At 73.4% G+C, this 7528-nt stretch carries 8 protein-coding genes and 1 tRNA gene; 4 read left to right on the plus strand and 5 right to left on the minus strand.

Annotated features, from left to right (window positions below; translation table 11 throughout):
* The 4 genes from ASF38_RS18335 to ASF38_RS04550 form a co-directional block, all read right to left on the minus strand.
* Positions 1-417, minus strand: a 417-nt coding sequence (locus tag ASF38_RS18335; RefSeq protein WP_200914405.1) for an aldehyde dehydrogenase family protein, incomplete at its 3' end; no start/stop codon positions are given.
* The gene (locus ASF38_RS04540) at positions 414-2477 is read right to left on the minus strand and encodes an acetate--CoA ligase family protein (protein WP_200914406.1); all 2064 of its coding nucleotides are present in this window, start codon (positions 2475-2477) and stop codon (positions 414-416) included. The genes ASF38_RS04540 and ASF38_RS18335, both read right to left, overlap by 4 nt.
* A 150-nt stretch (positions 2478-2627) precedes the next feature.
* Positions 2628-3218 carry a TetR/AcrR family transcriptional regulator gene (locus ASF38_RS04545; RefSeq protein ID WP_056573942.1) on the minus strand — a complete coding sequence of 197 codons (591 nt, stop codon included), beginning with the start codon at positions 3216-3218 and terminating at the stop codon, positions 2628-2630.
* A 181-nt stretch (positions 3219-3399) separates the two neighbouring features.
* Positions 3400-3470: transfer RNA gene (locus ASF38_RS04550), tRNA-Gly, on the minus strand.
* A 49-nt stretch (positions 3471-3519) separates the two neighbouring features.
* Here ASF38_RS04550 and ASF38_RS04555 point away from each other — a divergent pair.
* The 3 genes from ASF38_RS04555 to ASF38_RS04565 are packed head-to-tail and all read left to right on the plus strand — an operon-like array spanning position 3520 to position 5475.
* Positions 3520-3948 (plus strand): cyclopropane-fatty-acyl-phospholipid synthase family protein, encoded by a 429-nt coding sequence (locus ASF38_RS04555; protein WP_056573946.1) that lies wholly within the window; start codon positions 3520-3522, stop codon positions 3946-3948.
* 59 nt (positions 3949-4007) lie between these two features.
* Positions 4008-4697 (plus strand): SGNH/GDSL hydrolase family protein, encoded by a 690-nt coding sequence (locus ASF38_RS04560; protein WP_235497395.1) that lies wholly within the window; start codon positions 4008-4010, stop codon positions 4695-4697.
* Positions 4698-4722: 25 nt separating this feature from the next.
* Positions 4723-5475 (plus strand): enoyl-CoA hydratase, encoded by a 753-nt coding sequence (locus ASF38_RS04565; protein WP_056573952.1) that lies wholly within the window; start codon positions 4723-4725, stop codon positions 5473-5475.
* A 102-nt stretch (positions 5476-5577) separates the two neighbouring features.
* Here the strand turns inward: ASF38_RS04565 and ASF38_RS04570 are convergent, their stop codons facing one another.
* Entirely contained in the window at positions 5578-6492 is a 915-nt protein-coding gene (locus ASF38_RS04570; RefSeq protein ID WP_056573956.1) for a LysR family transcriptional regulator, read from the minus strand.
* Between the two features lie 358 nt (positions 6493-6850).
* On the opposite strand from ASF38_RS04570, the gene ASF38_RS04575 reads away from it, so the two are divergent.
* Positions 6851-7423, plus strand: coding sequence for an HAD family hydrolase (locus ASF38_RS04575; RefSeq protein WP_056573959.1), 573 nt, complete (start codon positions 6851-6853; stop codon positions 7421-7423).
* Positions 7424-7528: the final 105 nt, after the last annotated feature.

Here is a 7528-nt window from a genome sequence, read left to right on the forward strand (position 1 = left end):
CACGAGTGCCGCCACACCGGTGGCTCGTCGCAGCAGGACCGCGCTCCCGCGGCGCTCGTCCGCCAGGAGGCGGGCGTGGTCCGCCGCCGAGCGGAGCACGTCGAGCGCGGCGTGGACGTGCCACCGCCGGGCCGTCGTGATCGGTGCGCCGACCTCGGCGACGGTCAGGTCCACGAGTCGCTCGGCGTCGCTCTCGAGCACCTCGACGAGTCGATCGAGGTGGGCGGCGCGCTCACCAGGCGCCAGCGCCGACCACGCCGGCAGCGCCGAACCGGCCGCGGCGACGGCGGCGTCGACGTCGTGGCGAGTCGCGAGCGCCGTCGTGCCGACGACCGAGCCGTCGGCGGGGTTCACCACGTCGGTCGTGGACGAGACCGGGCGCCAGGCCCCGCCGATGAGCACGTCGTCGCGCTTCATCGCTGCGCTCCCGGTGGCAGCGTGACGAGCGCGTCGACGGCGACGGCGCCCTTGGGCGAGACCCGCAGCGGGTTCACCTCGAGCTCGAGGAGGTCCGGGTCTGCCGCGACGGCCTCCGACACCGCGACGACGACGTCGACGAGGGCCTCGACGGAGGCGGCGGGGCGACCCCGCCAGCCGTCCAGGAGGGCCCGGACCCGCAGCGCGTCGACCATGCGGAAGGCCGTGCTGCGGTCGACCGGGGCGAGCTCGGTCGCGACGTCGCGCCACAGCTCGGCCTCGGTCCCGCCGGCCCCCACGGTGACGACCGGGCCGAAGTCGCGGTCCCGGCGGGCGCCGACGATCATCTCCACGACGTCCGTGGCGCCGTCCATCTGCTCCACGACGTACTCGCCGTCGCCGAGCCGACGGTGCATCCGCTCGAAGGCCACCGCCAGGGCGTCGGCGTCGCGCAGCCCGAGGACGACCCCGCCGTGCTCGGACTTGTGGGCGAGCCACCCGGCCTTCAGCGCACAGGGGCCGGCCAGGGTCTCGACCGCGCCGCGCGCGCCGGCGACGTCGGTGACCCGCACCGCGTCGGGGACGGCGACGCCGAGGTCCCGGAGCAGGGTGCGAGCGGCCCAGTACCCGCCGCCTGGATGCAGCGCACGCGGCGCGACCTGCGGGAGCTCGCGCCCGACGTCGTCGGCCAGGCGGTGCGCGTAGGCCAGTGACCTGACGGCGGGATCGACCGCTCCGTACGTCGGGATGTGGTGCTCCCACATGCGGTCGACGGCCACCGACCCGGCGCTCATGGTGTGCACCACGAGCGGGACCGAGGACCCGTCGACCAGGCGACCGAGACGGTCGACCACGTCGACCTCGGCCGACTCCAGGCTGGGGGTGTCCTGCCCGTAGCACCCGAGGTAGCCCGACAGCACGATCGCGTCGACCTCCCCGGACCGGGCCAGCTGCTCGCAGACCACGGCGTACGTCTGCAGGTCCGCCTCGCCCGCGCCCGCCAGGTCGACGGGGTTGGACACCGCGGCACCCGCCGGGAGCAGCGCGGCCAGGGTCTGCTGGAGCTCGTCGCCGAGGACCGGCGTGTCGAGGGAGAGCGAGAAGCAGCGGTCGGCGGCCACGCCGCCCTGTCCCCCGCTGTCGCTGACGACCGCGACCCGCCGACCCTGTGGCAGCGGAGCCACGCTCAGGTGACGCGCGGCGTCCACGAGCTCGGTCGGGGTCAGCACGCGCACGGCACCCGCGGCGCGGCACGCTGCGTCGACGAGCTCGAGGGCGGACGTCATGGAGCCGGTGTGGCTGGCGGCGAGCCGTCGGCTGCCCTCGCTCGCACCGGCTGCGAGGACCAGGACGTGCTTGCCCGCGGATCGCAGGCGGCGCATCGTCGCGACGAGGTCCTGCCCTCCCGCGAAGCTCTCGAGGTAGAGGGCGACCGTGCGGGTCTCGGCGTGGGTCGCGAGGTCGTCGAGGAGCTCGCTGGCCGTGACGTCGAGCTGGTTGCCGACGGACACGAAGCGGGAGACCCCGATGCCGGCGCGGGCGGCGAGGTTCGCGATCTCCGAGCCCAGCTGACCGCTCTGCGAGACGATCGCCAACGACCCGGCCGTGAAGTGGCCCCAGGCCAGCTGCAGGTCGCTGCCGGCGTCGAAGAGGCCCAGGCTGTTGGGGCCGACCATCCGGGCGCCATGCGCCTGCAGGGCCGAACGGATCCTGTCGTCGTCGGCCACCCCGGCGGTGATCGCCAGGAACGCGCGCGAGCCTGCCGCGAGCGCCTCGTCGAGGACGGTGGGCAGCGACGCCGCCGGGACGCAGAGGACCACCAGCTCGGGAGCGGCCGGGAGCGAGGCGACGTCGCGGAACGTCCGCTCGCCCTGGACGACGTCGGACGACCGGTTCACCAGCCACACGTCCCGACGTCCCCGCCCCTCGAGGGCGCCTCGAGCGAGCCAGTAGCCCCACTTCGCCTGGTCGTCGGAGGCCCCGACGACGGCGACGGAGCGCGGGTCGCGGAACGACGACAGGGAGCGGGCGGACGACTCCGGGACGGTGGGCACAGGCACTCCAGCTTCTTCGCGATGCTGCGGCTCGACGAGAGGGTCGGCGCCGCGTGACGTGCGCCACGTTAATAGTTGACTGGCGCGTCAGTCAATAACTTTCCGACAGGAGTTTCCGCCCGTCCAGCGAGTGCCGGGCGGGAGGACGGAGGCGCGTCAGCCGGCGGCGAGCAGCAGGTCGACGGTGCGCCGACAGGTCGCGCGCATGTGGTCGACGGTCATCGTGGGCGACCCCATGAGCGCCTGGATGGTGAGGCCGTCGAGCAGCGCCACCAGGACCGTGGCGTGGGACCGAGCCGTGTCGGCGTCGATGCCGTCGACGCGGCCGAACACCGACTGCACCCGCGCCGCCCAGTCCTCGTAGGCGCGGTTGTGCACCTCGGCGAGCTCGTCGTCCCGCAGGGCGGCGGCCCACCACTCGATCCAGACCCGCCACGACTCGGTGGTCGTGTCGTCCGCCGGCAGGTAGGTGTCGACCAGGGCGTGCAGCGTGCTGCGGACGTCGGCGTCCTCGTCGGCGAAGATCGCGGCCCGCCGCTCGAGGGACTGGGCCGCGTTCTCCTCGAAGGCGGCCCGGATGAGGTCGACCTTCGTGTCGAAGTAGTAGTGCACGATGCCGCCGGAGACCCCCGCCCCCTTCGCCACGTCGGAGACCCGCAGCCCCACGACGCCACGCTCGGAGATCTGCTGCAGGGCCGACCGGAGGATCTGCTTCTTGCGGAGCGCCTCGACGTTGGGCCGTGCCATGGGTGTCCCCCTCGGTGGACCGGCGGCGGGTGCCGCCGTGCGTGTCGGGTCGACGATAGTGCGCGGGACACCGCACGGAGCGCGACGGGAGCCGATGACGGGATCCCTCGCGGGGCGCCTTCGGCGCGGAGGGGGGCCCGAATCGATTCCCGTCAACGGGCGAGGCGCCTTCGGCGCAGAGAGCCGATGACGGGAATCGAACCCGCGTGTCTTGCTTGGGAAGCAAGCGCTCTGCCATTGAGCTACATCGGCCGGTGACGTCAGGGTACCCAACCGGCGGGCGAGCGGCGACGATGGGAGCGTGCCCGCCCCGCCGTCAGCCCGCATCCTGGCCGCGGTCGACGCGCTCCCGCTCGAGCCCGGGATGCGGGTGCTCGAGATCGGGTGCGGTCCCGGCGCGGCCGCCCGCGAGGTCGTCCGACGCCTCGGACCCGACGGCTTCACCCTGGCCACCGACCGCTCCGCGACCGCCGTCGACCAGTGCCGACGTCACGCTGCCGCGGAGATCGCGGCCGGGCGGCTCGACGTCCGGCAGGTCGCCGTCGAGGACCTCCTGCTCGAACCCGACGAGGCGCCGTACGACCTCGCGTTCGCGCTGCGGGTGGGCGCCCTCGACGGCCGTCACCCCACTCTCGCGTCGCGGGCTCTTCCTCGTGTCACGGCCGCCCTCCTGCCCGGCGGACTCCTCCTCGTGGGCGACGGCGCCGACCTGCGCGACCCCCGCGGCTGACGCGTGAGACCGCTCACCTGACCTGCGCGATCACCCGACCGTTGCTTCACTTGGTGATCGTGACGACGTTCGACTACTCCAACCTGAGCGATCGGCCGCCCGGGCCGGTGGTCTCGAAGCTCGCGCTGGTGCTCCCCGGCGTGCGCAGCGTCATGGGCCAGGTGGAGCCCTACGCGCGGTGGTGGGAGGACAGCAACCGTCGCGCACTCGGCTCGGGCCGGCCGTTGTGGGTCGCGCTCGGCGACTCCATGACCCAGGGCATCGGCGCCAGTGCTCCGGACCGCGGCTGGGTCGGCCAGATCGCGGCCGACCCGCCCAGGAGGATCCGCGACGCCGCCGTGCTCAACCTGGCGTTCAACGGTGCACGCGTGCTCGACGTGCTCGAGCGGCAGCTCCCGGCGCTGGACCAGGTCCGCGAGCAGGGCCACGAGATCGCGCTCGTCACCCTGCTCATCGGCAACAACGACCTCATGAGCCCCAAGTGGAGCAGGCTGCTGCCCTCGGCGATCGAGACGCTGCTCGACGCCGTGCCGCACGGCACCGTCGTCGCGACCCAGCCCGGTCTGCAGCGCTCCGCCGCACGCTTCAACCGGGCCGTCGACGCCCACGAACGGGCCGGGGAGATCGTGATCGCCGACTTCCGGGTCCCCCACATGCGCGACTGGCGCGGGCGCCTCGCCGAGGACCGGTTCCACCCCAACGACCGCGGCTACGCCGGCATGGCCGACGTCATCCGGCACGCCCTCTGAGGCGTCCCGCCGGTACGGTCGCCGCATGTCCTACGTGCTGCTGGAGTCCGACGGTCCGCTGCGGACCATCACGCTGAACGACCCGGAGCGGCTCAACGCGCTCGACTGGCCACTGCTCGACGAGCTGCGTCAGGCGGTGGCCACCGTGGCCGCCGACGAGGAGGCCCGCGCCCTCCTGGTGACCGGCGCCGGCCGGGCGTTCTGCTCGGGTGCCAACGTGGGCAACCTGTTCGGTGACCGCACCCGGCCCGTCGACGAGCTGCGCGACCACCTCATGAAGGTCTACGCCTCGTTCCTGCCCATCCGCGACCTGACGATCCCGACGATCGCCGCGGTCCACGGGCCCGCGGTAGGAGCCGGCCTCAACATCGCGCTCGCGTGCGACGTGATCGTGGCGGGCCCCAAGGCGGGGTTCGGACCGACCTTCACCCAGATCGGCCTGCACCCCGGCGGCGGCTGCACCTGGATGCTCACGCAGCGCATCGGCTCGGCCAACACGGCCGCCGCGCTCTACGCCGGCGACGTGATCGGGGCCGACCACGCGCTGCGGCTCGGCATCGCCCAGGAGCTCGTGGACGACGCGCCGTCCCGCGCCAGGGAGCTGGCCCTGGGCTGGTGCGAGCGCAACCCCACCCTGATGGCGCACGTGAAGGAGTCCGTGCGCGTCGCGTCGACGTCGGACCTCGTCGCGTCGCTCGACGTCGAGGCGCAGTTCCAGGCCGAGTCGCTCTCGAGCCCGGAGTTCGAGCGCTTCGCAGCCCGATTCTCGAAGTCCTGACACCTGCACGGTTCGCCTACGTCTGCACGGGAAGCAACCCGTGCAGACGTAGGGGAAACCGTGCGGACCGGAAGATACCCAGGTCGACCTGGGAATCTGCGGTCAGGCGGCGCCGTGGGCGTCGGCGACGAGCCGCGCCTCCTCGCGGAGGGCCTGGACGACGAGGCGGACGGAGGGGCGCTCGAAGCGGTCGGGACGCAGCACGGCGGAGATGTCGCGGCGGGCGCGGACGCCGATGAGCGGGCGGGTGACCAGGCCGTTGCTGTGCTCGCGGGTGGTGAAGCGCGGGAGGATCGCCAGGCCGTGGCCGCCGGCGACCATCGCCTCCACCACCCCGTTGTCGGCGAAGCGCTGCGCCACCCGCACCGGCTGGCCGGTGGCGACCACCACCTGCTCCAGCACCCGGTCGAAGGGATAGCCGGGCGGGACCCCGATCCACGTCTCGTCCACCACGTCACGGGGCGACAGGCTCGCCTTCCGCGCGAGCGGGTGGTCCTCGGGCAGGGCGACGTCGAGCGGCTCGCTCATGAGCGGCACCACCTGCAGTCCGCGCTCGTGCCACGTGGCCGACGTCGTCGGCGCGTCCGACAGCACCACGTCGTGGTCGGCGGTCAGGTCACCGGCCGCCTCGGGGTCCTCCAGGTCGGTGCACACCAGCTCGACGTCGGGCCGCTCGGCCATGCGGGTCAGCAGGCCCGGCAGCAGCATCTCGCCACCTGTCGGGAAGGTCACGAGGGTGACGCGGCCGGCCGGCTGCTCCATGAAGGCGCGCCAGTCCCCCTCGGCGCGCTCGATGGCCACGGCGATGTCGGTGGCCGCTCGGGCCAGCGCCCGCCCCGCCTCGGTCAGGGCGACGCCGCGGCCGGCGGCCTGAACGAGCGGGTAGCCGGCCTCCTTCTCGAGCGCCTTCAGCTGCTGGGAGACCGCCGACGGTGTGACCCTCATCGCGTCGGCGACGGCCCCGACGGAGCCGCGTTCCGACAATTCCCTGAGAACCATGAGGCGGCGCACGTCCATGTAGAGATGCTACACGTTACATGTAGTTCTCTTCGCTTGTCCTTGACGATGAGCAGGGTCATCCTGAGAGGGAAGGACCACCCCCCGACCCTCCCGAGGAGGCCCCCACCATGCTCGCTCTCTCCGTGCTCGGCGCGATCGTCGTCACCATCGGTGTCACCAAGACCGCCTACCTCGTCGCGACCGACGGCTACGGCCGCATCCCGACCATCCGTCGCTTCTGACGCGGCGCCGGTCCGCCGGCCCGCGGCCCGGCAACCCCGCCACCCACTTCTGACCGCACGACGTCCGCGGCCGGGTCCCGACGCCCCGGCCCCGCGGCCTGCAGGTCAGCAGCACTCGCAGCCACCGTCCNGACATGACGCTCGTCGACTCCCGTCCCGGCATCGGCGCCACCTACCGGGCGCTGTCCGCCGAGACCGGCACCCCCATCGACGTCGACCTCGTGACGTCCCGCCTGGGTCCGCCGCTCGAGCACGAGCTGGCGAACTGGTTCGCGGCCGAGGACGTCCCGGCCGCCGCCGACCGCTACCGCGCCCTCTACCCCGAGCTGGCGATCCCCCGCGTCGAGCTGCTCCCCGGCGCACGCGAGGCGGTGCAGGCCGTGCTCGACGCCGGCGGCGAGGCGTTCGTCGTCACCGGCAAGAACACCCACAACGCCCGCCTGCACCTGCAGCGCCTCGACGTCGAGCTCGACGTCGTGGGCGACGTGTGGCGCGAGGGCAAGGCCGACGTCTTCCGCGAGCGGGGCGTCGCGGCCTACGTCGGCGACCACGTGCACGACATGGACGCCTGCCGCTCGGCCGACGTCGTCGGCATCGCCGTGCCCACCGGCCCCTGCACCGCCGACGAGCTGCGTGCCGCCGGCGCCACCCACGTCGTGCCCGACCTGCTCGGCGTCGTGGACCTGGTGCCGTCGCTCACGGCCTGATCCGCACCGCAGCGCACGTCCGTCCCTCGGGGGCGTGTCCAAGAACATCGTGCGAGGTGGGTCGAATGACTTGTGTCGAGCCCCTGATCTGCGGATACTTAAGTT

The sequence above is a fragment of the Aeromicrobium sp. Leaf272 genome, assembly GCF_001422865.1.
Taxonomy (GTDB): Bacteria; Actinomycetota; Actinomycetes; order Propionibacteriales; family Nocardioidaceae; genus Aeromicrobium.